The sequence below is a fragment of the Cytobacillus sp. T106 genome (assembly GCF_040492155.1).
Taxonomy (GTDB): Bacteria; Bacillota; Bacilli; order Bacillales; family Cytobacillaceae; genus Bacillus_AB; species Bacillus_AB infantis.
In genome coordinates, this window is the sequence record NZ_JBEUMK010000023.1 from 16,216 (window position 1) to 40,676 (window position 24,461).

The window sequence follows — 24,461 nt, forward strand, 5'->3', positions numbered from 1 at the left end:
CTGCCTGCTCCATTATGTACGTATGCACAAGCGAAAAGTTTCATCATTTTTCTTTAGACCAGCTGTCCATAAATATAAACGAAATAAAGGACTGAAATAACAAAGACAATGAGCACCGTTTCCAGGAATCCGCCTTTCTTCTTCTGATCCTTGGCTCCCTGCCTGGTCCGTGAGGGGGCTGGCCGAGGACCGGCAGCCTGGTTCCTGGCTGCACTCCGCCTGGCCGTGCGGCTTTCAGGCTGCCCCGCTGCAGGCAATGCAAGAAGCTCTTTCCTCATTTCAGCAGCGGATGCATACCTTCCCTCCAGTGCCTTCATGAGCATAAGCTCATATTTCATCAGCTCTTTGTTCTGTCTGATCATATCCCTGAGCTGGCCGATGCCACCTGCAGTCTTATTGAACCGCTTAGGATAATATAGATTAATCAGCACCATTGCAGCAGCGAATAAGTCATACTGCGGATCGGCCTTCCTTGTACCAAGCCCCCAATATCCGCGGTCGTAAAACTCAGTAAATTCCTTGATTGCCCTCCCTTTGATGGTTGTACCGCCCACATCGATGCAGCGTATCCTCGGAGGAGGGGAAGTCACTATCAGGTTTTCCGGCTTAAGATCGCCAAACACCCATCCGCTCTGATGAAGCTTTTCCAGATCGCTGAGCAGCTGGGAAAGAAGCACTTCTGTCCAGGAAGGACCTTTTTGCCGGATGAAGCCGAGCAGATCAGGTCCGTGTATGTATTCCATTGCATAAAAGGAAATCCGGGCATCCTTCCTCTCCCAGTCATCGACATCAAGCAAAGAAGGCCCGAGGGCAGAACCCTGGACCTTGGCAAAGGATTTGAGCACATTTACTTCAGAGGTAACGGACATTCCATTATCACTCATCTTTAAGGCAACCTGCTGATTCCGGCACTGGGCAAGATAGACGATCCCATTCGCCCCCCAGCCAAGCTCCCTTATAATCGTATACCGGTTGCGATGCCATTTCCCTTCGATAATCGTCCCAGGGCTTACTTTACATAGACTCTTCAATGTATTGTTCATCATCACGGGAAAGCAGGCTCCTTAGTGAACGTTTTTTCTTGAAATAGCTTAAAGCTTCACGGATTGCCGGCCCGGTAGGGGTGATGCCTCCTGTTGACAGCTTTGAAAAAATGCTTGTCAGTGATTCGAGCCTTGGCGTCCAATCCAGCAGTTTTTCGACATCATTCTTTTTCCCGGGAAATACAAAAACTGCAAAACGGTTATCGCCAGAACGGGCATTCAAGCTCAAAGACAAATCGAGAAGGGCTTCCTTGACCGTCGGGAGTTTATGCTTCATGCTCGCACTTGTATCGACGAGGACCAGCACCTCAAGCTCGACTGTTTCCCCGAGCTCATCTACAACCTCCATGACCTCTCCCCTTTTTTCCGGCGGAAGGTCTTCAACCGTCTGGGAGCCGCCCAATATTTGCTGAAGCTCCTTATTCACCACACCCTGGAGTGTTTGCGTCATTGCCTTTCTCGTTACCATCTGGACCGTCTGGGATAACGCCTGCGAGTATACGACCTGGCTTACCCCGCCCCCGGAGAGGGCAATCCCGTCAATTTCATTCATGCCCCGTTCGTCAATGACATCCTTCTCCATTACTCCGATGACATTTACCGTAATGCCCTGTTCTTTCGCCAAAGCTGACATGGCCACAGGATCTTCGCCCTGATTGGAGCAGCCGTCTGTAATAAGCAGAATCTGTTTCAGTGTTCCGGTCTTCATATAATCTCCCCTCCTGTTCCTTATTGGTACCATTTTCGACGGAACAGGACGGAAATATACATGTTCGGAGGAAGAGAGGGACAAAATAATCAGTTGGCTTTTTGGCGCAGCTTCTGGACCGGGATGGAAGCCCATTTTGGCGTATTATGCTTTATTTTGGATACTACCACAGTCATATCATCCTCGATCAGGCCTGAACGAGACCTGATGACCTCCTCCATGATCAGGTCGGCTATTTCCTGAGGATCCTCTGTTTTCAGCTCATGGATCTTCCGCTTCATCCACAGGTCATAGTTTTCCACATGCTTTGGACCTTCAAAAACACCATCGCTCATCATGATCAGGAGATCGCCTGCCTTCAGCTGCTCACTGACCACATCCACCTCGAATTCCTGCAATATCCCCATCGGCAGATTGCTTGCCTGAACCTTGAGGACCTTGCCGCCTCTCTTAATGAAGCTTGGTGTCGATCCAATCTTCAGGAACTTGGCTGCTGCATTTTGCAGATCGACCATGGCCAGATCAAGAGTGGAAAAGATTTCGTCCGTCGTCCTCAATGACAGTACAGAGTTGACCGACTTAATCGCCACCTTCTCCTCTATCCCTGATTGAAGAATCTTTTGAAGCAGCTGGAGGGTTTCCTTGCTCTCAATATGGGCCCTTTCGCCGTTCCCCATCCCGTCGCTGATGGCAATGGCATATTTACCTCCTCCAAGCTCGATGGTCGAATAGCTGTCGCCGGAAATCAGTCCGCCATCCTTTGCTGCATGGGCCACCCCGGTTTCAACCGCATAGGCTTTAGCCGATCGGAAAGTCACGTAGCAGCTGCCGCTTCCAAATGTGGAACACTCCTCTGAATTGACAAGAATGGTTTCTCCCAATATATCTGACAGCATCGGGGCTATCAGTTTTTCACACTCGCCGTGCCCCCTGCAGTAGGGGATCGTCATATCAATGTCGACATTCCCCTGCTCCAGGCTGTAAATCTCCACCTGTTCGATCTGGATGCCAAACCCCTGGAGTGCGTCGAGGATGGACTCTTCCTGCTTATGATGATTTTCCCTCTCCCGCTGGATTTCTTTCGCAAAATCGCCCATTACCTCTGACACGCCCAGCAGCTGGTCTGCCACAAGCCTTCTGCTCTCCTGAACCTGCTTTTTGAGCTTCAGATTTGCCTGATAAAACGTCAGCTCCTGATGCATCGTTTCCAATACCTTTTTAGAGCGGGTGCAATGTTTTTCCCACTCCCTTGTCAGCCTTCCGGAAACGGTCCCCTGCTGGGCATCCATTTCATGCATAATTTCCTTCATATATTCATAGGTTGTATCAAAGTTCCTTGCCCAGCAATGGTCTTTCTTGAAACAGGTCTGGCATGTTTTCTCCGTGACATTGCTCAGGAAATAATCCATCTCCCTTTCCTCCCCATCCCAATCAATGGGATTATCATGGGAAGAGAAACTTTTGGACAAAGCCTGGAATACAGTCGAGAATTGGGCAACGCGCTGGGCTGTAACGTCCCGCATCTTCCGCATATACTGCTGCTGCTCAGCCGCATACTCTGGGGTCCCCGGTATATGCCTGGCAAGCTTCCCTGTCAGCGCCTGCGGGGTCAGGAAAAATAAGACCGTTGCTGCACCAGTCTCCAGAACTGTTTTCAGCAAGGTACCCGTTCCTTCCCCATACATCCCGATTAATAAGGTGGCAATCAGCAGTCCGCACGCCACGCCAAGCTTTCTCCCTTCCTTCAGCAGGCCGCCCAGGAGGCCGGAGAAAGCAAGAAGGCTCATATGATAGAAACTAGAAACATTCGCCAGGCTGAAAATCAATCCGGTCACCACCCCGACTGTTGACCCGACCGTTGCGCCTGCAACAAATGCAAATAATAGAACCAGATATCTGGATAATATATGTTCAACAGACAGGTCATACACCGACCAGCCGATCGTTCCGGTCATGACTGAGGCTAGCATGATGATCAGGCAGACTATTTCCTCAGTTTTCAAAGACTGCCTTCTTTTTGATATGCTGAGCAATGGCAGGCTCTGCAGGAAAATCAGAGTAAGGATAAAGCCGAGGCTTGCTTCCACGCCGGCCATCATCGCATCATAAAGCGACAGCTGTCCTGAAACAATATAAGCTTCTGCAATCTTCCCGATCGCCAATACGAAAAATGTATAGACCGGCAGGGCCCTTACTTCATTTTTCAGCCACTTTTTAGAAACCCGGAAGGCGAAGAGGAATATAAAGCAGATTCCAAACACTGATGCTGCATTCATCATAGATAAAGTGAATGCACCGGCAGTAAGCCCAATCAGGGCCAGCGGTGCCTTATCCCTCTTGATCAGATAGACCGCTGCAAAGAACGGCAGGCTGAAGGGCGTCAATTTCGCCAGGATGAGCGCCCTTCCCAGGAGAAATCCGATCAATAGAAGGATATAGCCCTTTTTGATAAAAAAGGCCTCCATCTTCATCTGGAACTTGTGAAGGCCTTTTGCCAATTCGAGCTTCGATCCGTTGAAATCAACTTCCCCAGCAGGATCCATTACCGTCTGTTCCGCCTTTTCCATTTATTCCACTCCCCGTATTTGTATCGTTGCTGATTATTATAAAATTGGTTATACATAAAAGTTTGTCAAAAGAGGAGACAAGCCCATGTTTTTCTTTCGACGGCTTTCCTCCTAATAACAAAAAAGCAAACAATATAATGGAAGATAATCCCTAAAATATAATTTATGTTTTGAATATTCACTCAAAAAGAGGTTGATAATGCCTTGAAAGCGCGATTTGCCCGTCAAAAAAAATTGGCGAACCGAAAAAAAGGAGAACCGACATTTTTCTTTTAAAATATTATTGACACCACGGTCAATCCTTTGTATTATATTCCTTGTGCTTATATTATGGCGGTGTAGCTCAGCTGGCTAGAGCGTACGGTTCATACCCGTGAGGTCGGGGGTTCGATCCCCTCCGCCGCTATCCTTATCTTTAATACGGCCCCTTGGTCAAGCGGTTAAGACACCGCCCTTTCACGGCGGTAACACGGGTTCGAATCCCGTAGGGGTCATACATGAAATGCGGAGGGTGCTTGCCCAGCCCCGACAAGCTTAAGACGCCTCAGAAATGAAGGCGTCTTTTGCCTTCAATTCTGAGGTGGCTTAAGACTCGAGGGGCTAGCACCCGCAGCTGGACAATGAAATGCGGAAGCGGCTTGCTCAGAGCCGACAAGCTTAAGACGCCTCAGAAATGAAGGCGTCTTTTTAGTTCTATTTTTGAGACCTAGATTAAGACTCGATGGTTGTCTGATTCTTCCCATACATCCAAAAACACCTGCTCAATTGGGAGCAGGTGTTTTTTCGTTCTGTTAAAGCGCAAAAAAAAGACAAGCCCCTCGGCCTGTCATGGTCATGCAATATATAGAAAAAATCAGCAGCAAGTTATCCTCGTTTAGCGCCTCTTCCTCCGCGTTTGGATTCAGTATTGCGTTTTAGCGAGGCCAATCGATCTTCACTGTCTTTCAGGAACTTGGCCATTTTAGACTCAAAGTTCTCTCTTGGCGGACGGCTGTCATTGGATCTTCCGTGGCGCGGACGCTGGGATCCGGAATATCCGCCCCGTGAATCGCGGCGTTCAGGCCTGTCAGTTCTTTCTGGTCTGGCAGGTCTCTCTGGCCTGTCTATTGCTTTCTTGATGGATAAGCCGATCTTTCCATCCTTCTCCACATTAATGACTTTAACCTCTACCTGGTCACCGACCTTCAGGTGATCATTAATATCCTTAACATAGTTATCTGCGACCTCACTAATGTGGACAAGACCGGTTGAACCTTCCGGCAGTTCTACGAACGCGCCGAAGTTTGTAATGCCGGTAACCTTTCCTTGTAACTTGCTGCCTACTTCGATTGACATAAAAAGATTTTGCCTCCTTAAAGATTAAAAGAATTAAACTTACTTTATATTATACAGAATTTCAAAAAAGAGTGTCAATAAGACTGCTACTCGGATGTTTTTTCCTTTTCCTTCTTTCCGTCCTTGTCCTCAGGCAGATTAAAGATGATTTCATCCTTTTCGGAAAGGAAATAGTTCTTCCTCGCAAGCTTGGCTATATATTCATCATCATTCAGTTTGACGATTTCTTCTTCCAGGAGGACCTCATTCTTTTTAAGGGAGGCGAGCTTCTTTTCAAATTTCTCTTTTTCGAGGGCCTTTTCTTCAAGAGCAGAGGATTGCGTGACGAGTGTAGAGATCATCAATACGGCGATGGCTGCAGCGCCAACGAAAAAGACAGTCAGCCTGCGGATAAGCAGGACTCTCTTCCTGGCTGTGCTGATCTCTGCATTCTCTTGCTGTTTGGCATAGTTTGTCTCGATTTTTGCTACTTTGCGTTTCCTGATGGCACTCACTCTCGCAGCCCCTCCTTGCCCATTTATTTATTTTTCCATCTGGTTATTAAGCTGTTTAAGTTATTCTTGAATGTGTGTAAATTTCCTGCCAATTTATTATATAACTTCTCGACGCTATTTTTAATCTTTTTCGGCAAAATAAACCAAAAAAGTGACCAAATCCATTTGACAGGGCTTAAAATCACTTTTAAAAGGGTCCATATGATCCTAAGTACCAGCTGCATAAGGGCCAGTATGCCTTTTCCGAGCAGCACAATAAGTGAAATAATACCCATGATGATCGATTGGATCGGTTTATAAACCAAAAGGTGTGCCATTCTGACAAAAAAGCGGAATATCGCGGCAATCGCTCCTATCAAAATTTCAAGCAGCCGGAGGAACCCCTGCTTAAGCAGGCTCTGGTAGGCGGCAAATCCGCAGAACAGGGCAATAAAGATGTAGAACCTCAGCTCGCCCTGGTTGATTACGAACAATACATAAAAGACAGCAAGTCCCTGCAGACTCCAAAATAAAAAATCATTGATGAAGACAATCCAGCTTTTTCTTTTGGCGCGGCGCAGGAAGCGGTTATATGTATCGAGCGACGCGCCGAACGCGCTTCCCATGCCAATCATGGCAAGCATGGTAAGAAACTGCGCAGAAAGGGTCATCGGAATATCTTGCTAAAGAACCCTTTAGCTTTTTCCCCTTGCTGTTCATCCATATATACGAGGTCAAATACTTTCCCCTTAATGGATACGATCCCTTTCTCCACGTCCAGATTCTTCATCTGGAGATTCTGGCCGCGGATGGCCAGGAAGCCCATGACTGTCTCCAAAAGGAATTCTTCATTATCAAAGCTTTCGACCTGCTTGACGCCGGTAATATCCAGAAGCTTTCGTCCCCTCATGATGACATCATGATCAGGAGCATTGCTTTTGCCTGTGTTTGATTCATAGTATTGACTCATCCTCATCCCCCACAATCGCATAGTACAACCTTTTGTACATGTTATGAGGGAGGGGGGCCGTTTAGAACAATTCAGTCAGGTCCGGCCATTATACAATACCTGATTCCCCGCTGGTGCTGACTTAAACATTAATTTTCCTGCTGGCCGGTGCGCTCTTCCTTCAGGATGGTGTACATTTCAGCGGCTTCTTCCTTGCGGCTTGTTTCCTGGAGGCGCTCGATCTTCGCTGTTACAATCCGCTGCCCGAGCCTGACCGTCAGCTCATCGCCGACCTTTACGGTTGAGCTGGCCTTCCCCTGCTGTCCGTTGATCAGGATCCTTCCCTGGTCAGCCACTTCCTTTGCGAGCGTTCTTCTTTTAATCAGTCTTGATACCTTCAAAAATTTATCCAGTCTCATTCTTGTCTCCCCCTTTATAGTCCTTGCTGTTTCGCCTCATCCCAGAACCGGTCCAGCTCTTCCAGGCTGTATCCGCTGAAGTCCCGGCCGCTCTCCCTGACTTTATCTTCAATATACTTAAAACGTCTGATGAACTTCTGATTGGTCGTGAAGACCGCCTGCTCCGGATCGATCTTGCAGTATCTCGCAATATTCACAAGTGCAAACAGGATATCGCCGAACTCTTTTGCTGCTTCTTCTGATCGCGGGTCCCGGTTCATTTCCTCTTCAAATTCAGACAGCTCTTCTTTAACCTTCTCCCAAGCCGGCCCGATTTCCTGCCAGTCAAAGCCTGCGCCGGCTGCTTTCTTCTGGATATCCGCCGCCTGGAGCAGCTGCGGCATTGATTTGACGATTCCGCTTAAGAGCGACTCAGGAACTGCTCCTTTTTCTTCAGCCTTGATTTCCTGCCAATTTTTCAGCACCTGCTCTTCTGTATCCGCCGAGGCGTCGCCAAAAACATGGGGATGCCTGCGGATCATTTTTTCGCTGACACCCTGAATGACATCATCTATAGAGAAATAGCCGTCATCTTCCCCGATCTGCGCGTGCAGAACTACCTGCAGGAGGACATCTCCCAGCTCCTCGATCATATGGTCGATATCTTCATTATCAATCGCTTCGATAAGCTCATAAGCTTCCTCGATCAAGTATTTCCTGAGCGATTGGTGCGTCTGCTTGAGATCCCACGGACAGCCGTCCGGCCCCCTCAATGCGGCGATGATTTCCCGGAACTTGCTGAATTCCCTGTAAAGGAGGGTTTCATCCTTTACCGGCGGCACATAGACTGAGGTCAGGTTATTGATTTCCGCTTCCCGGTCAAGCTCAAACAAAGGCACCTTCCTGATGCTTTCCCTGCTGCTCCCTGCTGCCGTGGCAATATAAATTTCATAATCGTACGGAAGCATTTCCATCAGGGTCAGCTTCACATTGCTCGCCACGTAGGTATCATACACCTGCCCGATGATCATATGATGCTTAAGCATCACTTCATCTTTCTTCAGATCAGTGGCATCCAGCAGCTGAAAGCCTTCGATCGGATCTATTTTCAGTGCCTGAAACAGGGCGTCCAGAAAGCTCTGGCCTCCCCCAATCACGATATCAATTCCCAGCACAGGGCCTTTCTCAAGCAGAATCTGAACCGTTTTCTCCGCAACCAGCGGATGGCCCGGTACAGCATAGACAACATCCCTATCTGCTGCTTTCGCCAGGAGAATATCGCAAATTTCCTCATATACCTCTTCAAAGCGGCTGTGCTTTTCGTATATACGATCAAATGATTGAAAAGCCATCCCTTCATCTTGAAGCTCCCGGATCACCGGGTGGTCCTCTGTCCTTAAATATACCGCCCCCTCAGCCTGAAGAGCTTTATAGACGCCAAAGGGCAGCTGTTCAAGGTCTCCCGCCCCAAGGCCGTAAATCGTAATCTTATTCATGTCAAATCATCTCCTGTTCCTGCCGGGCAGCAAATAGCCCAGCTTGCTTCCAAAAGGCAGCATGCTGATTTCTTCTTTTCTAAAAGTCTCTCCTTTTAAAGCTAAAAGCATGAATACAATTCCGCCTGTTGCAGCTGCACTTAAAGCTATAAGGCCGGCCGCAAGGCGCCCTTCCCCTGCCAAAGATCCTGCTGCCAGCAGGTAGGCCTTCAAATACAGCAGCATGACAGCAGCAGCAGTTCCGAGCCCCAGGATGAAGCGGCCCGGCACTAAAGGCTGCCGGAATAAGAAGCGGAGCCTGACGAGCAGGACAAGCAGCACAACGGCGAGTGCTGCACATGCAGCAATAGCTGCTCCCATCGTCCCTGCAGCCGGCACAAGCAGAATGTTAAGGATATATTTTATCCCGAAGCCTCCAATAATCACTGCCGCCGGGAAAAAGGTGTGGCCCAGCCCCTGCAGAATGGCCGCCAGGGTCATGATGATCGAGGCAAAGAAAATGAACAGGCTCAGCACTGAGAGCACTTCTGATCCTTCCGCATTCTCAAACAGCATGATATTGACCGGCTTGATAATGGCCCATAATCCTAAGGCCGCACCTGTCCCAAAGAGCAGGCTGACACGGAGGGCTAGGCCTGCCTTTTCAGCAAGGAACTTCTGATTGTTTTTCAGTTTTTCAGCTGTGATGAGCGGAACAAGGGAAAGCGACATTGAGGTGGCAATAACGGTCCCAAGCTGTATGAGCGGCTGGCCCCTGTCATAAATCCCTTTCAGCTTCTTTGCCTCTTCAGCATCCAGCCCTGCCGATACAAGCAGGGAATACAGATTCAGAGAATCTGCCAGCTGAAGAAGGATGAGCAGCATAGAAGCCGCACTGATGGCCGCACCCTGGAGAGCGATGGTTTTCATCGTCTTCAGGACTGCTTTTCCACTCAGTTCAATACCCGCTGCCCCAGCTGCTTCCTTTTTTATCACACGCCAGAAAAAGGCGGACAGGATGACTGCAGAAGCAATGCCTCCTGTCACTGAACCGAAAATGGCCCCGCTGCCGGCTGTATATAGTGATGCTCCTTCTTTCATGAGGATGAACGCAGCAGCCAAAATGGTCGCCACACGGATGGCCTGCTCTCCCACCTGGGAAACAGCAGTCGGAAGCATGTCGCCCCGGCCCTGGAAATAACCCCTGAGAAGAGCTGTCGCCGGCAGAAGAAGGAAGGCTGGTGAAAGAGTCCTTAAAAGGATGCCCAGCTTTGGATCTCCCATTTGCGAAGCAATCCAATCTGCCCCGGCAAACATTATCAAGAAAGCAGCCAGACCAGTGGCCAAAAGGAAAAGACCGGAGGCAGCCAGCAGCTGAAGAGCTTCTTTCCTGCTCTTTGCCTGTTCAGCATAAAGCTTTGAAATCACGACCGGAAAACCGTATGTAGACAGCACGATGGCAATCCCGTAAAAAGGATATACCTGCTGGTAAATATAAAAGCCGACATCCCCTACGATATTCTGGAAGGGGACTCTGTAAACTGCGCTCAAAACCTTTGTGATCAAAGCTGCAGCTGCAAGGATCAGGGCTCCTTTGAACAGATCTCCTGATTGATTAACGGGCTTCATTGCCCATCTCCTTCCAATAATGAATTCGAAAAGTATTATAGCATAACTATTGGCCGCAGGATGGGATGATAGCGCATTAACCTTGTTTCGTTACCCGTCTGTCATAAAACAAATAGCTTTGAAGCATTCATTTTCATTTTTCCCATAGAAAAAAGGCAGCCAGGCTGCCCCTTCTCATCTCTATAAGATTCAAAATTGGTATTAGGACTCCATCTGCCTTGCCAAGAATCCAGCTGCCGTTTCTACAGCCTTCTGTTCTACATCACCAAGCGAATCTTCCTTCGCATAAATGATGACTGCCCCTATCGGATCGCCATTGGCAATGATCGGACCGATTGTATAAGCAGAAAGGCTTTCCTCATTCCCATCTGCAAGGGCATACTCACCTTGAGTGTTGACGAGGACAGAAGTTCTGTCTTCCATTGTTTTTTCCAGCAGATCACTGATGTTTTTGTTCAGATAATCCTTTTTTGATCCGCCTGCCGTTGCGATAAATGTATCCCTGTCACAGATCAGGACCGGGTTTCCAAGGCTGTCATACAGAGCTTCTGCATATTCTTTTGCAAAATCGCTTAATTCGCTGATTGGCGAGTACTTCTTTAAGATGACTTCACCATCGCGGTCTACAAATATTTCCAGCGGGTCACCTTCACGAATTCGCAGTGTCCTGCGGATTTCCTTCGGGATTACTACACGACCCAAATCATCGATACGACGAACTATACCAGTTGCTTTCATCCTGCGTTGCCTCACTTTCATCTGATGATTTTTAGCAGGAGTAGATTTCTGCTTCCTTTTGTTGAAATCTTCTCCATGTTTGAACTTAGTATCTTTCATATGGAAAGTTCTATACACTTGCAAATATTTTTTCTCTCGGGTGATAACATTTCCTCAATAGGATAAACATTCCAGTATAAAAATCCTTACCATTTGAAATACCCTTGTCTACTCTAATTAAACACTTTTCTCATTTCATTTAGGTGACAGGAACTTTTCCATTACTTTACGATATTGGATTTTGCTGCTTCTTTTTGGCCTTATCTATTCCAAGAATCATATCATAGGCGGTGTTAAGCCATTTGTCTGTACTGTAACCCTTTGTCTGGATGACCATCTTCAGCTTCTTGCCTTCCATGCCGAGGCCAACCATCCGTCCATGTTTGGTGCTTTCCTGGAAGATTTTCTGTCCGTCGATCAGAGAGCTTGCCTCCTCTGACAAGAGAATCAGGACTTCAGCCTTGGACTGTTTGATGAGCTCTACACCGGCCTCCTGGGCATGGACCTTCATCTCGGCGACCCGGAACAGGTAAGCGACCTCATCCGGATAATCTCCGAACCTGTCTGTCATTTCTTCCTTCAGCCCTTCGACCTCATCCATCGAGTCGATGCCGCGGAACCTTTTATACATTTCAATCTTCTGGTTTCCATCCGCCAGATAAGCATCAGGGATGTAGGCATCGATTTCAAGATCGATTTCCACAGAAGGCTTTTTATATGTTTCCGGATTTTCCTTCCGTTCTTCTATCGCCTCTTTAAGCATCTGGGAATACAGGTCAAAGCCGACAGAATCGATGAATCCGTGCTGCTGAGAGCCGAGCAGATTGCCGGCACCCCTGATGGAAAGATCGCGCATCGCAATCTTAAATCCTGACCCCAGCTCCGTGAACTCCTTGATGGCCTGGAGGCGCTTTTCTGCCACTTCAGTCAGCACTTTATCCTTCCGGTAGGTGAAATACGCATAGGCAACTCTGTTTGAGCGGCCAACCCGCCCCCTCAGCTGGTACAGCTGGGAGAGCCCCATCCGGTCTGCATCAAATACGATCAAGGTGTTCACATTCGGGATATCAACTCCCGTTTCAATGATCGTTGTGCTGACAAGGACGTCCGCTTCTCCTCCAAGGAAGCTCAGCATAACTGATTCGAGCTCATTTTCAGTCATTTGGCCATGGGCGGCAACCACCTTGGCATCCGGTACAAGCATGGAGATTTCCTCTGCCTTCCGTTCGATGTCCTCAACCCTGTTATACAGGAAATATACCTGGCCGCCCCGCGCCATCTCCCGTTCGATGGCTTCACGGACAAGTCCGCCATTGTATTCCATTACATAGGTCTGGACCGGGAATCTGTTCTCCGGCGGTGTCTCGATGACAGACAAGTCTCTCACGCCGAGCATCGACATATGCAGGGTCCGGGGAATCGGCGTCGCAGTCAATGTCAGGACATCAACATTTGTTTTGAGCTGTTTGATCTTTTCTTTATGAGTGACGCCGAACCGCTGCTCTTCGTCAATGATGAGCAGCCCGAGGTCTTTATAAATGATTTCCTTTGAGAGCAGGCGATGGGTGCCGACAACAATATCAACGGTGCCGTTTTTAAGGCCCTTGACTGTCTCGGTCTGCTGCTTCTTTGTCCGGAAGCGGCTTAAGAGCCCGATCTCAACAGGGTATTCCTGGAACCTTTCTCTCATTGTCTGGTAGTGCTGCTGGGCAAGGATCGTTGTCGGCACAAGGATGGCCACCTGTTTGCCGTCCGCAATTGCCTTAAAGGCAGCCCTTATCGCCACCTCAGTTTTCCCGTAGCCAACATCGCCGCACAGGAGGCGGTCCATCGGCCGCTCTTTTTCCATATCCAGCTTGATTTCATGGATGGACCTCAGCTGATCCTCTGTTTCCTGGTAAGGGAAGGACAACTCGAATTCGCGCTGCATGTCCCCGTCAGGAGAGAATGCATAACCTTTCGACGCTTCCCTCTCGGCGTACAATTTGATCAGATCGTCCGCTATATCCTGAACAGAGCTTTCAACCTTCTTCTTGACACGCTTCCAGTCATTGCCGCCAAGCTTATAGATCTTCGGCTCTTTGCCTTCAGACCCTACATACTTCTGGACAAGATCAATCTGATCGACCGGAACATACAGCTGGTCGCTGCCTGAATAGCGGATATTCAGATAATCCTTATGAAGGCCATTGATTTCGAGTGTTTCAATGCCAAGATATTTGCCGATCCCGTGGTTCACATGGACAACATAATCGCCGATTTTAAGCTCTGAATAGCTTTTGATTCTTTCAGCATTCGAAAGCTTCTGCCTGCGCGGTGACCGCTTTGCTGTTTTCTTGTTGAAAAGCTCTTCTTCCGTGATGACGGCAATTTTCTGGATCGGCAGTTCAAAGCCTGTCTGCAGGCTTCCTTCCGTGATCTGGAACTTGCCCTTCAGCACTTCTTTATCAGGCTCGATGACAGCAGCCTCAATTTCATAGTCTGCCAAAACGCTTTGAAGCTTTTTGACCCGGGCCATGTCAGGGCCGAGGAACAAAACAGAGAAGCCGCTCTTCCTCCAGCGTTCCAGCTCGCTTTTCAGCACATTCAGCTGGCCGTGGAAGTTCTGCATCTGCCTGCAGGAGACATTGATGATATTCTGCGGATTCGTATTCGGGACATGCCTTAAAAATAGGGACATGTAAACGATCGGCTGATATGACCGGGCGATGAATTCCTTCAGGCTATGGGAAATTTTGACGTCATGGACAATCTTTCCTTCGCCAAGCAGGCTTGTATACCATTCTGCCTCCTCTTTCTCAAGGGACTCATTCATCTCCTGGACCCTGCTGATTTCATCGATAAAAATAAGCCCATCCTGCGGAAGGTAATCTAGCAAACTATTACTGGATTCATAAGCATAGGAGAGGTATTTGAACATCTGCTCAGGCCTTTGCCTGTTCCGGAGCTGCTCCAGTTCATACCCGATATTCTGGGCCAGCAGCTCTTTTGCCTTCTCATCCTTCAGCTTCTTCAGACTGGCTGAAAGGCCTTTTTCCAGCTTCTCATATACCCTGTCATAATGCTCATCCTCAAAAGGATTCTCGGTTGCAGGGCCGATATGGACCTGCTTCAGCTTTTCTTTCGATCGCTGGTCTTCCAGGGAAAAAGAACGGATGCTGTCAATTTCGGTGTCAAACAGCTCAATCCTGATAGGATCTGCTTCGGTCAGCGGATAGATGTCCAGGATGCCGCCCCTGACGCTGAATTCTCCCGGGGATGACACCATATCAGTTCGGCTGTAGCCCATTTTGACAAACTCAAGAAGCTGCTCCTCTATTTCTATATCATCGCCAAGCTTTAATATCAGCTGGCGCTTCTTCCAAAGGGAAGGAGGCGGAAGCACCTTCCTCATCCCGGCCATAGGGATAATGACAATGCCGGTGCCCTTCCCGCTCCAATGGTTGAGCGCGTCGATTCTCTGCGCCCTCAGCTCGGGGCTTGCAATGCTCAGCTCCGATGCGATCAGTTCATTGGCGGGATAAAGATATACATCATCCTCGCCTATCAGATTGACAATATCATCATATAATTTCTGTGCTTGTAAAAGATTGTGAGTTACAACCAGCATAGGCTTTTTTGTCTGCTCATATATAGAGGCAAGGAAAAGCGTCCGTGCCGAGCCGGTCAATCCGGCCACCAGCTGCTCTTTCAGCCCCCCGTTCACTCCGGTGATGACTGTCTTGATATCATCCTGCCGGGTGAAAAGCTGTTTTAATCCTAGCATGGCAACCCCTCCTCTCGTCCTAAGTCGTTATGTGTGCATATGAAAACAGAAAAACGCTTTGGAGTGTCCGTCCAAAGCTTTTTAATGAATAAGGTAATCGTTCTGATGGTAATCAGGATTTCTTTCCAGTGATTCCTGGCAATCCTCGCAGATCGATGTTATGTGTATATCCCCGGATGACCCATAGAGAATCATATCCTGGCGTTCTTCTTCATTCAATTTATGGAACCCAAGGCTTTCTGCATGCATTGACAAGTTATCCAGCGTTCCCATCTTCATGCCGCAATGGCGGCAATGATAATGAAGTGCCATGCCTGTCCCTCCCTGTCTAACAATTGTTATTGCTAGTATTGCCCCGGGAAGGAATCTTATTCACTTACAGAGTGCAGCAGAAAACGCTAACTTAACTTTATCATATGTAAGGCCAAATGAAATAATGAAAAGCTAAGATTGGTTATATTGATTCATGACCTCAAGGAAAGGTTTCCTGATCCAATCTATGCAGGCATCGGCCGAGCGGTCTGCCGCCTCATCCATGACCTTCTGCTCTTCTGCTGTAAAACGGCCGAGCACATAATCAGTTACCTTCATCCCGCCTTCAGGGCGCCCAATCCCGACGCGGATGCGGCTGAATTCCTGTGTGCCTGTGTGCGCAATTGTTGATTTGATGCCATTATGGCCGCCTGCGCTGCCCTTCTGCCTGAGCCGGATTTTCCCCGGCGGCAAATCAAGATCATCATAGATGACAGCCAGATCTTCTGTGTCAATATCATAATAGTCCATCAGCGGTCTGATCGATTCTCCTGACAGATTCATATATGTAAGCGGCTTTAGAAGGAATACCTTTTCTCCATCGACGCGCCCCATGCCGAACACACCCTTGAACTTTGCCTGGTCCAAAGGGATATTCAGCTTCCCGGACAGCCTGTCAATAACATCAAAGCCTATGTTATGCCTTGTTTTCTCATACTCTTTCCCTGGGTTCCCCAGCCCTACAAACAATTTCATGTCTTATTACCTCCGCCTATCAACGTAAGAAAAGGTCTGACCAGAGCGGGCCAGACCCTTTATTGTTTACTCTTCGTTTGCTTCAGTTTCCCGGCCTTCCTGATTCTCAGGGATGCCTGGCTCCTGCTCTTCGCCTGTGCTTATTTCCTCTTCCTGCCTTGGCGCAAGGATGGAAGCAATGACTGTTTCATCATCCGTATTGATCGTGAAGCCGCGGCCCGCTTTAATATCTGCGGCCGTAATGCTTTCTCCGACCTGGAGATCTGCTATGTTTACTTCTACGCTCTGCGGAATGTCATTCGGCTTGGCCGATACAGATAACTCATGGACAGGCTGCTGAAGGACTCCGCCGTCTTTGACGCCTGCCGCATCGCCGACCAGCTCGATCCTCACCTCTGCCGTGATTTCCTGCGACATATCAACCGCCCTGAAGTCCAGGTGGGTGATTTCATTTTTCAAAGGGTCCGCCTGATAGTCGCTCAGCACCACATCATGTTTTGTGCCTTCTACATCAAGAGAAAAAACAGCATTCCTGCCTGTTTCCCGGATTGTTTTGATAAAATCAGGGCCATTCAGGTAAATTGCTTTGCTTTCGATTTTATTCCCATAAACAACACCAGGAATATTCCCCTCATTGCGCAGCTGCGTCAGATTGGAATTGCGGAATTCTTTTCGTTCTTTGGCTTGAAGTACAGTGCTCATAAAAAACGTCCCCTTCCTCAATTTAAGGTGTAATTAAAATGAACCATGCAAATGGACTGCATACTTATCTTTTTAAAAATGCCCTAAATGGAGATGTTTTAAACACATTTGCCTGCAAGCTGTTTTATAACATGAGTATAGCATAAAAGGCTTGCCCTGCGGCAAGCCTCTTGTACTGCTGAATTAATCGAACAGAGTGCTGACAGATTGCTCCTCGTGGACGCGGATGATCGCTTCCCCGATAAGAGGGGCTACAGACAGCTCCCTGACTTTTGCGATTTTCTTTTCTTCAGGCAAAGCAATGGAGTTTGTGACAGCCAGTTCTTTAATATTTGAGTTCTGGATCCGCTCGATCGCCGGCCCTGACAGCACAGGATGTGTGCAGCACGCATAGACTTCCTTCGCGCCATTTTCAATCAGGGCGTTCGCAGCAAGGGTGATCGTGCCGGCCGTATCGATGATGTCATCGATAAGGATAGCAATCTTGCCGTCGATATTTCCGACGATATTCATGACTTCCGCCACATTCGGCTTAGGACGGCGCTTGTCGATGATGGCGATTGGAGCCTTCAGGCGCTCAGCAAGCTTGCGTGCGCGGGTTACTCCCCCATGGTCCGGTGATACGATGACAATATCGCCATCCAGATCTTTGTTTCCGAAATAATCGGCCAAAATCGGCACACCCATCAGATGGTCGATCGGGATATCGAAGAAGCCCTGGATTTGCGGCGCATGAAGATCCAGCGTGATGACACGCGTCGCCCCTGCCGTTTCAAGCAGGTTGGCTGCAAGCTTGGCCGTGATCGGTTCACGGGCTCTCGCCTTGCGGTCCTGGCGTGCATAGCCGTAGTAAGGCATAACAATGTTGATTGTCTTGGCAGAAGCCCTCTTCAGTGCGTCAATCATGATCAGAAGCTCCATCAAGTGCTCGTTTACAGGAGAGCTTGTGGACTGGATCACGAATACATCACAGCCCCTGATGCTTTCCTCGATGTTAATCTGGATCTCTCCATCACTAAAACGCGTAACAGAGCACTTTCCAAGCTCCACTCCGATAACCTTTGCAATTTCCGATGCCAGATCACGATTTGAATTCAGGGAAAACACCTTCAAGTTTGGATCTAAATACTGGTTCGACATGTTAACCTCCATTAGCTTTTTATCACTATTATTTCTTGTTATTAAGCTTGCTCACATAATCTTCTTTATTCGTCTGCCTTGCACGGGCCACTGCCAGCGCTTCTCCAGGCACATCTTCCGTGATGGTAGAGCCGGCCGCTACATACGCGCCTTTTCCGACCGTTACAGGTGCAACCAGATTGGAGTTGCAGCCAATGAATGCACCGTCTTCGATTTTTGTCAGGAATTTATTTTTCCCGTCATAATTGACTGTGATTGAGCCGCAGCCGAGGTTCACATCGCTTCCGACTTCCGCATCCCCAATATAACTGAGGTGGGAGGCCTTGCTTCCTTTGCCGAAAACAGACTTCTTAATTTCAACGAAATTGCCGACCTTCACTTCATCATGGATATCTGACTGAGGACGGATATGGGCAAACGGCCCAATCGCTACACCACTGCCGATGTTGCTGTCGTGGGCGACAGAATGCCTGATAACAGTGGTGTCCCCGATCGTACAGTCCTTGATTTCCGTGTTGGGGCCGATCACGCATTCTGAGCCGATCACCGCAGCCCCCTGGATGACTGTTCCCGGATAGATGACTGTATCCTGGCCGATCACCGCTTCAGGGCTGATATACGTCTGTTCAGGATCGATGAGCGACACACCGTTTCTCATATGCTTCTCATTTATGCGCCTTTTCATGATGCGTTCTGCCTGAGAAAGAGCAACACGGTCATTGACGCCCAGTGACTCATCGAAATCGCCTGTTGCGAAGGCTGATACCGTCTCACCTTCAGTTTTCAGGATTTCAATGACATCAGGCAGGTAATACTCTCCTTGGACATTGTCATTGCTGACATTGTTCAGGGCACGGAAAAGCGATGCGTTATCAAAGCAGTATGTACCTGTGTTGATTTCAGTGATGCTTCTCTCCTGCTCTGTCGCATCCTTATGCTCGACGATTTTCTCGACATGCCCCTCTTCATTCCGTACAATTCTTCCATATCCTGCAGGATCAGGAGCAATGGCAGTAAGGATGGTTGCTTTTGCACCAGTTTCCTCATGATGGCGGAAGAGCGACTCCATTGTTTCTGCCTTGATGAGTGGTGTATCCCCGCACACAACGATGGTCACACCCTCTTTTCCTTCAAGGGCATCCTTAGCCTGCATGACAGCATGGGCTGTGCCGAGCTGTTCCTCCTGAAGCGCATAGCTGCTTGCATCACCCAGCTGGGATTTGACAAGCTCGGCGCCATGCCCGATGATGGTGACGATTTTTTCTATATGAAGATTCGATACTTGATCCACAACATGCTGAACCATTGGTTTGCCGCAAACGGGATGAAGCACTTTATAAAGCTTTGACTTCATGCGTGTCCCTTGGCCTGCGGCTAAAATTACCGCGAAACGTGTAGACATTTACAGGCCTCCAATTTACCTTTTTATCCATTAAGAATATATCTCAAAAAGCCTTTCATTTCAAGGAATGTTGCCAAAGTACATATTTTTGTCATAAGGAAGATTTTCTGGGAAGGAAATTATTTAAGAAGGATGGTTTATACAGTGGTCTTACAGGGGAAAGGCAATAATAAGGAGCAGGCAGTGAAAATGGCCATAAAAAAGAGCCTGACTAATGAAGTAGGCCCTCGTTGCAATTATACTTAAGAAGCTCCGGCTTCTTCAAATTCAACTTCTAATTCGCCTAAGCGGTGATATTCTGCCAAAACAGCTTCTTGGATCTTGCCGCGCGTTCCGGAATTGATCGGGTGAGCGATATCACGGAACTCTCCATCAGGTGTACGTTTGCTTGGCATTGCGACAAATAGGCCATTATTGCCGTCAATGACACGGATATCATGAACAACAAACTCATGGTCTAAAGTAATTGAAGCAATTGCTCTCATCCGTCCATCTGTATTTACACGGCGCAATCTTACGTCAGTTACCTCCATTTGGTTCACCACCTTTACTAGTAAATAAATTCTAATTTTATTAATTCAACAAATTTTCCAATTCTCCTTCTTAAATGGGAATTTTTTTTTGGGTTTTTTCCCGTGCTCTGGGGAAAAGGAAGCAAAAGGAGGCGCTTACAGAAAGTGCGGACCTTCCACAGCAGTACAAACCGCCTAAATTTACAGGTAATTCAGAAAATATTTTGAGGTAAAAAAAAGCCCCCGTTTTATTTAACGAGCGCTATTACTTCAATTTCAACCAGTGCATCTTTTGGCAGCCTTGCTACTTCCACACAGGAACGGGCCGGCTTGTGCTCTCCGAAATATTCTCCATACACTTCATTGATCTCCGCGAAGTCATTCATATCTTTGATGAAGACCGTCGCCTTTACGACCGTTTCCAGCGAAGCACCCGCTTCCTTCAGTACAGCCTGGAGGTTCTTGAACACTTGGTGCGTCTGCTCCTTGACATTGCCATCCACCATGATGCCTCCGGCAGTCAATGGAATCTGGCCTGAGCTGTAAAACATATTGTTTACGACAATTCCCTGTGAGTATGGTCCGATTGCAGCCGGAGCCATCTCTGTATGAACTTTTTTCATGGCTTCTCCCACCTTTATCCGTTCTTATGCCTGAAATAGTTTCCCTCTGTCACATTGATTTTCTTCTCTTTGACATCCACATCTGCAAGCTGGACAAGAGACAAATATTCATCAACAAGGCGTTCTTCAGCTTTTTCTGCTTCCACCAGGACCGCAATCCCGGCAACATGTGCCTTGAATTCCTCCAGCATGCTGATCATGCCGTTGACCGTACCGCCTGCTTTCATAAAATCATCGACAATCAGCACCTTCGATCCTTCTTCCAGGCTTCTTTTCGAAAGCACCATCGTCTGGATGCGCTTGGCTGACCCTGAAACATAGTTGATGCTCACTGTCGATCCTTCTGTCACTCTGCTGTCTCTCCTGACGATCACGACCGGCACATTTAAGTATGCCCCGACAGCGTAGGCAAGCGGGATCCCTTTTGTTGCCACAGTCATGACTACATCGATATCAGCATCGGCAAAAGCGGAGGCAAAGACTCTTCCCGCCTTCTGGACAATCGCCGGATCGCCGAGGATATCAGTCATATACAGGTAGCCTCCCGGCAGGAGCCTTTCCGGGCTGGCAATGACCTCACAAAGCCCGCTTATAAAAGGGCGTGCCTCATCATCGCTTACCTTTACAGAGTATTTCACTCCACCGGCTGCACCCGGCACTGTCTGAAGGGTGCCGATCCCCCGCTGTTCGAATGTCTCTTTTATAATGGCCAGGTCTTCGCTGATCGAAGATTTGGCAGAGCCGTAACGGTCGGCAAAAAAAGTGAGGGACACCAGCTGCCGGGGATGCTCCAGCAGATAATTCGTCATATCTATTAAGCGCTCGCTGCGGCGAAACTTCATCATTACGAAACCTCCGGAATCCGAATAATTAACGATAATATACCACTAATATACGGATTTAATCAAGCTTATGCTGATCACCCAGCATTCGTACCGCGAAGACCTGATCACAGAAGCCTTTCAGGCCGTTATAAATCCGGTGCATTCTTGAATCATGATGAACAAGGCCGAACACCGTAGGCCCCGATCCGCTCATCAGCACAGCATCCGCTCCGAACCTTTTCATCTGATCTTTGATTTGTGCGACTTCAGGATAAAGATTGAGCGTCACATCTTCCAGTACATTCCCGACATTTTCGCATACGCTGCTGTAATCGCCATCCTTGATCGCCTCTACCATGCCCGCGGTATTCGGATGATGGATCCCTTTCAGATCGAGGCGCCTGTATACATCTGCAGTCGATACCCCGATGAATGGCTTCGCGAGGATCACCCAGCATGTCGGCGGTGCCGGCAGATGCTTAATCATTTCTCCCCGCCCCGTCGCCAGCGCAGTACCGCCATAGACACAGAAAGATACATCTGATCCTATTTCCGCTCCGATCTCTGCAAGCTCATCCAGTGAAAGGCCGAGCCCCCACAGCTTATTCAAGCCTCTCAGGGCTGCTGCTGCGTCGCTGCTGCCGCCGGCAAGCCCTGCCGCGACCGGAATGGTCTTTTCTATCGTAATGGCCACTCCCTGTTTTACCTTGAACCGCTCCTTCAGCAGGGATGCCGCCTGGTATGCGAGATTCCGCTGGTCATCAGGCACAAACCGGTTATGGGAAATGATCCTGATTTCGTCTTTTTTCAATTCAGTCAATTCAAGGCGGTCGGCGAGATCGATCGTCGTCATGATCATCTCCACCTCATGGTAGCCATCCGGCCGTTTATATAATACATCCAGCGATAAATTGATCTTAGCCGGCGCCTTTACTAAAAGCTTCAAAATACCCACCTACTTCTGCTCATTTCAACGTCTCAGTTTTTGTCCTATTTTACCACAAAACAGGGCTTGTAAGACGTTCGAATCGGACATTCTTCAACAAATAAGTAATTTTACCATGCGAATGGGAAAGAGAAAAGGCAGAATGAGCTGTCTGGAAGGGCCTTGGAGCCCATTAGACGCAAAAAACCCGGGGGTTGCCCCCGGGCCCGCAAATGCAGCTGTTTGGTTTCAAGCTTGAAGCAGTGAACATCATTTTTTACTGAAGGAGGCTCTGCTGTGCTTTTTCTACCGCCAGTTTCACCATATTGCCGGCATCCTTCGCCCGGATGCCTCCCCAGCCTTCCTTCTGGACAACATCATAGAAGCCGAGCTCTTTCGCCAGTTCTTCCTTGAATCCTTCTGACATGACGCCTTTTCTCCTGCTCAATGCAACATCCCCTTTTTAAGCATTGCGGTATTTTTATTGTAGGCGGCATCAAGCCTGCCCATGCAAACCTATATTTGACTGTTTCTGCGGGAGCAAATTAAAAAGCAGGGGCGGCAAAAATTGTTTTGCCGCCCCTGCTTTTTAGAAAAGGATATATATCAGCTTAAAGCCATATGTCCTGATGCGTCTTCGTAGAAGGTAATTTGAACCGTTTCTGTTAAAACATCTGCATAACTGTAAGATACGCGTTCGAATGCATTTTCATCCTGATCAAGTTCAATCACAAATACAGAGGGATATGTTTCTGCCAGCACGCCTGAACGTTCAATCGTTTTCCTGCGCCCGCCATTGGCTTTAAGCAAAAGCCTTTTCCCCAAATTTGAATCAAGAGCCTTTTTTATGTCCGTTAATGTTTTTGCCATTCGGTCCACCTCACTATGTAAAGTATATCACACTGACACAGTAGAGTCAAATAAAAACATAAATTATAACAGTCTTTAAAAAAGATTGTCAATATATTTTCGTCTACTTTTTATCCTATTTTTCAACATTTTTATCATTCCCTAAAATAAGCGAATTATGTGCCAAATATGAATAAGACAGGAAAACCTTGCTGCTTATCATTTGGGCAGCCTGAAAACAGAGCTGGCGAAAGCCTGTCCTGCCTGACTTAAGCAAATGCCAGACAGTGCCTGAACAAAAAAATAAGCCCGCTCTTATGCCGGCTTATTCCCCTTATTCCGCTCCTTTATTAAACGGCATGCCCGTCCGGAGCACACCTTTTGTCTCTATCCCGCCAAGCCCCTTTTCGCCTGTCAGCGTATTTCGGAGGACGTCCCATACATTAATCCGCTCCATAAAAGGCGTGAAACTGATTTTAGCCACAATATAGACGGGATCAAGGGCATGGATATTGACACGTGATGGCGAGCTTGCAAAATTGGCCCCTGCGTGGATCAGGGATTCGAAATGCGACTGGCAGGCCCCTGCAAATATGACCAGCTGATCCAGATGGGGAATCTTTCTCCGCGCTTCCCTGACCGTCTGGACAAAATGCTTGGAATGGCGGTAAGCATTGATATCGGTCACCTTGCCTTTGGCCTTTGAGTAGGCATCATGCCCTGTGATGACCAGGATATCCGGCCTGTAATAGTCGATGAGCTGGCCTATTTTACTCGGCATCTCTTTTTCATTGCAGTGAATCCCGGTTACCGGGACACCGATCTTCTCATATAGGGAAAGGCATTTCTTTAAATAGGACGGATCACCGTCCAGATGAAGCACCCTGCCCGGGATCTGAAAATAATTGAACGGCTTGCTGTATGCGCCGGTTGCTTCGTATTCCTGCTTCTGCTTCAGGAGGCTCACATCCTGCCTGAACAGATTATAAGACTGTTCCTCAAGGGACTGATACTGCCTTGACATCTTCATCCGCTCTGACTGGTTGATCACAATCAGATCTTCATAAGGCGCATCCGCTATCAGCCTGATATCCTCTCCATACAGAACCGCGAGCTTCCGGCCTTCTTCTTCACGTATATCGATCACCCGAAACATGATGTCACAGTTATATGAAACCCTTCCTACAATATCCATAAGGTTAATGCTCACTGGCGTCACTCCATTAAGCTCCTGTGCCGAGCTGGTCTAATCGCTTCTGGTTCTTTCATAAACTATGCAAATGCCCCTGCACATGTGCCTTCCGGGTGAATGGGCGGCAGCAGGCAAATAAAAAAAGAAGCCCGGCGATTTCCGG

The 24,461-nt window shown here is 48.2% G+C and carries 24 protein-coding genes and 2 tRNA genes; 2 read left to right on the forward strand and 24 right to left on the reverse strand.

From position 1 onward, the window contains the following. Window positions 1–53 precede the first annotated feature (53 nt). The 3 genes from ABU165_RS23515 to spoIIE form a co-directional block, all read right to left on the reverse strand. A complete protein-coding gene (locus ABU165_RS23515) occupies window positions 54–1,046 on the reverse strand; it encodes a serine/threonine protein kinase (protein WP_009796153.1) in 993 nt (330 codons plus the stop codon). After that, on the reverse strand, window positions 1,015–1,752 hold the full coding sequence (locus tag ABU165_RS23520) for a vWA domain-containing protein (RefSeq protein ID WP_009796154.1): 738 nt from the start codon (window positions 1,750–1,752) through the stop codon (window positions 1,015–1,017). The genes ABU165_RS23515 and ABU165_RS23520 overlap by 32 nt, the downstream gene beginning before the upstream one ends. An 89-nt stretch (window positions 1,753–1,841) precedes the next feature. Then, window positions 1,842–4,319 carry a stage II sporulation protein E gene (gene spoIIE / locus ABU165_RS23525; RefSeq protein WP_009796155.1) on the reverse strand — a complete coding sequence of 826 codons (2,478 nt, stop codon included), beginning with the start codon at window positions 4,317–4,319 and terminating at the stop codon, window positions 1,842–1,844. A 332-nt stretch (window positions 4,320–4,651) separates the two neighbouring features. On the opposite strand from spoIIE, the gene ABU165_RS23530 reads away from it, so the two are divergent. Both ABU165_RS23530 and ABU165_RS23535 read left to right on the forward strand, forming a co-directional pair. Next, window positions 4,652–4,725, forward strand: a tRNA-Met gene (locus ABU165_RS23530). 16 nt (window positions 4,726–4,741) lie between these two features. After that, a tRNA-Glu gene (locus ABU165_RS23535) sits at window positions 4,742–4,813 on the forward strand. Between the two features lie 370 nt (window positions 4,814–5,183). Here ABU165_RS23535 and ABU165_RS23540 read toward each other — a convergent pair. The 21 genes from ABU165_RS23540 to yabG all read right to left on the reverse strand — a co-directional run bounded on the left by ABU165_RS23540 (window position 5,184) and on the right by yabG (window position 24,301). Next, window positions 5,184–5,654 (reverse strand): S1 domain-containing RNA-binding protein, encoded by a 471-nt coding sequence (locus ABU165_RS23540; protein ID WP_009796156.1) that lies wholly within the window; start codon window positions 5,652–5,654, stop codon window positions 5,184–5,186. An 86-nt stretch (window positions 5,655–5,740) separates the two neighbouring features. Then, a complete protein-coding gene (locus tag ABU165_RS23545; RefSeq protein ID WP_009796157.1) occupies window positions 5,741–6,148 on the reverse strand; it encodes an FtsB family cell division protein in 408 nt (135 codons plus the stop codon). A 23-nt stretch (window positions 6,149–6,171) separates the two neighbouring features. After that, a complete protein-coding gene (yabQ, locus tag ABU165_RS23550; protein WP_009796158.1) occupies window positions 6,172–6,798 on the reverse strand; it encodes a spore cortex biosynthesis protein YabQ in 627 nt (208 codons plus the stop codon). Beyond that, complete coding sequence (gene yabP, locus ABU165_RS23555; RefSeq protein WP_022543208.1) at window positions 6,795–7,097, reverse strand: sporulation protein YabP; 303 nt, start codon at window positions 7,095–7,097, stop codon at window positions 6,795–6,797. The genes yabQ and yabP overlap by 4 nt, the downstream gene beginning before the upstream one ends. Before the next feature lie 128 nt (window positions 7,098–7,225). Continuing rightward, window positions 7,226–7,495, reverse strand: coding sequence for an RNA-binding S4 domain-containing protein (locus ABU165_RS23560; RefSeq protein WP_009796160.1), 270 nt, complete (start codon window positions 7,493–7,495; stop codon window positions 7,226–7,228). Window positions 7,496–7,509: 14 nt separating this feature from the next. Next, on the reverse strand, window positions 7,510–8,970 hold the full coding sequence (yabN, locus tag ABU165_RS23565) for a bifunctional methyltransferase/pyrophosphohydrolase YabN (RefSeq protein WP_318061042.1): 1,461 nt from the start codon (window positions 8,968–8,970) through the stop codon (window positions 7,510–7,512). A gap of 6 nt (window positions 8,971–8,976) precedes the next feature. Continuing rightward, window positions 8,977–10,578, reverse strand: a complete 1,602-nt coding sequence (locus ABU165_RS23570) for a putative polysaccharide biosynthesis protein (RefSeq protein ID WP_318061043.1) — start codon at window positions 10,576–10,578, stop codon at window positions 8,977–8,979. Window positions 10,579–10,779: 201 nt separating this feature from the next. Continuing rightward, window positions 10,780–11,316, reverse strand: coding sequence for a stage V sporulation protein T (spoVT, locus tag ABU165_RS23575; RefSeq protein ID WP_009796163.1), 537 nt, complete (start codon window positions 11,314–11,316; stop codon window positions 10,780–10,782). 265 nt (window positions 11,317–11,581) lie between these two features. Further along, on the reverse strand, window positions 11,582–15,121 hold the full coding sequence (mfd, locus tag ABU165_RS23580; RefSeq protein ID WP_318061044.1) for a transcription-repair coupling factor: 3,540 nt from the start codon (window positions 15,119–15,121) through the stop codon (window positions 11,582–11,584). A gap of 81 nt (window positions 15,122–15,202) precedes the next feature. Then, the gene (gene fin, locus ABU165_RS23585) at window positions 15,203–15,433 is read right to left on the reverse strand and encodes an anti-sigma-F factor Fin (RefSeq protein WP_022543206.1); all 231 of its coding nucleotides are present in this window, start codon (window positions 15,431–15,433) and stop codon (window positions 15,203–15,205) included. A gap of 132 nt (window positions 15,434–15,565) precedes the next feature. Further along, a complete protein-coding gene (gene pth, locus ABU165_RS23590; protein WP_009796166.1) occupies window positions 15,566–16,129 on the reverse strand; it encodes an aminoacyl-tRNA hydrolase in 564 nt (187 codons plus the stop codon). 66 nt (window positions 16,130–16,195) lie between these two features. Then, the gene (locus ABU165_RS23595) at window positions 16,196–16,831 is read right to left on the reverse strand and encodes a 50S ribosomal protein L25/general stress protein Ctc (protein ID WP_009796167.1); all 636 of its coding nucleotides are present in this window, start codon (window positions 16,829–16,831) and stop codon (window positions 16,196–16,198) included. Window positions 16,832–17,014: 183 nt separating this feature from the next. Beyond that, window positions 17,015–17,971 (reverse strand): ribose-phosphate diphosphokinase, encoded by a 957-nt coding sequence (locus tag ABU165_RS23600; RefSeq protein WP_009796168.1) that lies wholly within the window; start codon window positions 17,969–17,971, stop codon window positions 17,015–17,017. Window positions 17,972–17,999: 28 nt separating this feature from the next. Beyond that, window positions 18,000–19,373 carry a bifunctional UDP-N-acetylglucosamine diphosphorylase/glucosamine-1-phosphate N-acetyltransferase GlmU gene (glmU, locus tag ABU165_RS23605; RefSeq protein WP_318061045.1) on the reverse strand — a complete coding sequence of 458 codons (1,374 nt, stop codon included), beginning with the start codon at window positions 19,371–19,373 and terminating at the stop codon, window positions 18,000–18,002. 242 nt (window positions 19,374–19,615) lie between these two features. Next, complete coding sequence (gene spoVG / locus ABU165_RS23610; protein ID WP_009336662.1) at window positions 19,616–19,906, reverse strand: septation regulator SpoVG; 291 nt, start codon at window positions 19,904–19,906, stop codon at window positions 19,616–19,618. Window positions 19,907–20,133: 227 nt separating this feature from the next. Further along, window positions 20,134–20,508 carry a 2-iminobutanoate/2-iminopropanoate deaminase gene (ridA, locus tag ABU165_RS23615; protein ID WP_009796173.1) on the reverse strand — a complete coding sequence of 125 codons (375 nt, stop codon included), beginning with the start codon at window positions 20,506–20,508 and terminating at the stop codon, window positions 20,134–20,136. Between the two features lie 14 nt (window positions 20,509–20,522). After that, window positions 20,523–21,350: a pur operon repressor gene (gene purR, locus ABU165_RS23620; protein WP_035403610.1), complete on the reverse strand. Its 828-nt coding sequence runs from the start codon at window positions 21,348–21,350 to the stop codon at window positions 20,523–20,525. A gap of 58 nt (window positions 21,351–21,408) precedes the next feature. Further along, on the reverse strand, window positions 21,409–22,278 hold the full coding sequence (gene ispE / locus ABU165_RS23625; RefSeq protein ID WP_009796175.1) for a 4-(cytidine 5'-diphospho)-2-C-methyl-D-erythritol kinase: 870 nt from the start codon (window positions 22,276–22,278) through the stop codon (window positions 21,409–21,411). A gap of 256 nt (window positions 22,279–22,534) precedes the next feature. Continuing rightward, window positions 22,535–22,705 carry a small, acid-soluble spore protein, alpha/beta type gene (locus ABU165_RS23630; protein WP_009796176.1) on the reverse strand — a complete coding sequence of 57 codons (171 nt, stop codon included), beginning with the start codon at window positions 22,703–22,705 and terminating at the stop codon, window positions 22,535–22,537. Window positions 22,706–22,863: 158 nt separating this feature from the next. Then, window positions 22,864–23,127 (reverse strand): biofilm formation stimulator Veg, encoded by a 264-nt coding sequence (gene veg, locus ABU165_RS23635; protein ID WP_009796178.1) that lies wholly within the window; start codon window positions 23,125–23,127, stop codon window positions 22,864–22,866. 313 nt (window positions 23,128–23,440) lie between these two features. Beyond that, window positions 23,441–24,301: a sporulation peptidase YabG gene (yabG, locus tag ABU165_RS23640; protein ID WP_263625873.1), complete on the reverse strand. Its 861-nt coding sequence runs from the start codon at window positions 24,299–24,301 to the stop codon at window positions 23,441–23,443. Window positions 24,302–24,461: the final 160 nt, after the last annotated feature.

Coding starts and splice junctions, on each gene's coding strand:
- ABU165_RS23515 (WP_009796153.1), bottom strand. CDS start 1,046: ATGATGAACAATACATTGAAGAGTCTATGTAAAGTAAGCCCTGGGACG.
- ABU165_RS23520 (WP_009796154.1), bottom strand. CDS start 1,752: ATGAAGACCGGAACACTGAAACAGATTCTGCTTATTACAGACGGCTGC.
- spoIIE (WP_009796155.1), bottom strand. CDS start 4,319: ATGGAAAAGGCGGAACAGACGGTAATGGATCCTGCTGGGGAAGTTGAT.
- ABU165_RS23540 (WP_009796156.1), bottom strand. CDS start 5,654: ATGTCAATCGAAGTAGGCAGCAAGTTACAAGGAAAGGTTACCGGCATT.
- yabQ (WP_009796158.1), bottom strand. CDS start 6,798: ATGACCCTTTCTGCGCAGTTTCTTACCATGCTTGCCATGATTGGCATG.
- yabP (WP_022543208.1), bottom strand. CDS start 7,097: ATGAGTCAATACTATGAATCAAACACAGGCAAAAGCAATGCTCCTGAT.
- ABU165_RS23560 (WP_009796160.1), bottom strand. CDS start 7,495: ATGAGACTGGATAAATTTTTGAAGGTATCAAGACTGATTAAAAGAAGA.
- yabN (WP_318061042.1), bottom strand. CDS start 8,970: ATGAATAAGATTACGATTTACGGCCTTGGGGCGGGAGACCTTGAACAG.
- ABU165_RS23570 (WP_318061043.1), bottom strand. CDS start 10,578: ATGAAGCCCGTTAATCAATCAGGAGATCTGTTCAAAGGAGCCCTGATC.
- spoVT (WP_009796163.1), bottom strand. CDS start 11,316: ATGAAAGCAACTGGTATAGTTCGTCGTATCGATGATTTGGGTCGTGTA.
- mfd (WP_318061044.1), bottom strand. CDS start 15,121: ATGCTAGGATTAAAACAGCTTTTCACCCGGCAGGATGATATCAAGACA.
- fin (WP_022543206.1), bottom strand. CDS start 15,433: ATGGCACTTCATTATCATTGCCGCCATTGCGGCATGAAGATGGGAACG.
- pth (WP_009796166.1), bottom strand. CDS start 16,129: ATGAAATTGTTTGTAGGGCTGGGGAACCCAGGGAAAGAGTATGAGAAA.
- ABU165_RS23595 (WP_009796167.1), bottom strand. CDS start 16,831: ATGAGCACTGTACTTCAAGCCAAAGAACGAAAAGAATTCCGCAATTCC.
- ABU165_RS23600 (WP_009796168.1), bottom strand. CDS start 17,971: ATGTCGAACCAGTATTTAGATCCAAACTTGAAGGTGTTTTCCCTGAAT.
- glmU (WP_318061045.1), bottom strand. CDS start 19,373: ATGTCTACACGTTTCGCGGTAATTTTAGCCGCAGGCCAAGGGACACGC.
- spoVG (WP_009336662.1), bottom strand. CDS start 19,906: ATGGAGGTAACTGACGTAAGATTGCGCCGTGTAAATACAGATGGACGG.
- ridA (WP_009796173.1), bottom strand. CDS start 20,508: ATGAAAAAAGTTCATACAGAGATGGCTCCGGCTGCAATCGGACCATAC.
- purR (WP_035403610.1), bottom strand. CDS start 21,350: ATGAAGTTTCGCCGCAGCGAGCGCTTAATAGATATGACGAATTATCTG.
- veg (WP_009796178.1), bottom strand. CDS start 23,127: ATGGCAAAAACATTAACGGACATAAAAAAGGCTCTTGATTCAAATTTG.
- yabG (WP_263625873.1), bottom strand. CDS start 24,301: ATGGATATTGTAGGAAGGGTTTCATATAACTGTGACATCATGTTTCGG.